Here is a 703-nt window from a genome sequence, read left to right as displayed (position 1 = left end):
GCCGAGGGCCGCGGTGGCCGCGGTCTCGCGCGCGGCGGTCCCCGCGTCGGTGCGGCTCACGTCGCCGCGGTTGACCCGGGCGGCACGGGTGCGCAGGGTCTGACGCTGGTCGGCCGAGAGCGCGGCGCTCGTGGCCGGGGCGGTCAGCTCGACGACGACCCGCACGGGAGGCTCGGCCACGGGAGCGGCGTCCGCCGAGGACGACGGCAGCGCGGCCACGGTCGCGGCGGTCACCGCCGTGGTCAGCAGGACGAGCGCGCGGCGGGGGCGACCGAGCGGCGGGACGGCACGGGAGCGACGGTGCGAAGGGGACACGGGGAGCAGTGTGCGGGCCGTGTGCGGGCGCGAACGGGATCAGGTCAGACCTGTTGCGGCCAGTGGCCGCTTCCGGCCACAGCGCTCACGTCGAGGTGGATCAGATCCAGCCGCGCCGAGCGGCCTCGGCTCCCGCCTGGAACCGGTTCGCCGCCCCGAGTTCGGCCAGCAGCTCCTGGCTGCGCCGGCGCAGCGTGCGGGCCGAGATGCCCAGTTGGCGCGCGATGACCTCGTCCTTCAGGCCCGCTCCGATGAGGGTGAGCAGGGCCTGCTCCCCCGCGGTCGCCGGACGGTGCGACACGGGGGTCGACCGCTTCCCGCCCGGGGCCGCGACCGAGGTGGTGGCCCCGAGCGTCGCGGTGCGCGCCGCTGCGACCGCCGCCGCCGC

At 78.0% G+C, this 703-nt stretch carries 1 protein-coding gene and 1 pseudogene; both read right to left on the bottom strand.

Annotated elements, in window-relative coordinates:
- Nucleotides 1-315 (bottom strand): annotated as a pseudogene (locus tag ACXR2U_RS24100) (hypothetical protein); the annotation flags it as partial.
- A 100-nt stretch (nucleotides 316-415) separates the two neighbouring features.
- A partial coding sequence (locus tag ACXR2U_RS24095) for a helix-turn-helix domain-containing protein (RefSeq protein ID WP_458827627.1) occupies nucleotides 416-703 on the bottom strand: 288 nt, incomplete at its 5' end.

The organism is Jatrophihabitans sp. YIM 134969, from assembly GCF_054456675.1.
The sequence above is the reverse complement of the archived record's forward strand: the minus strand, read 5'-3'. Positions and strand labels throughout refer to the sequence as shown.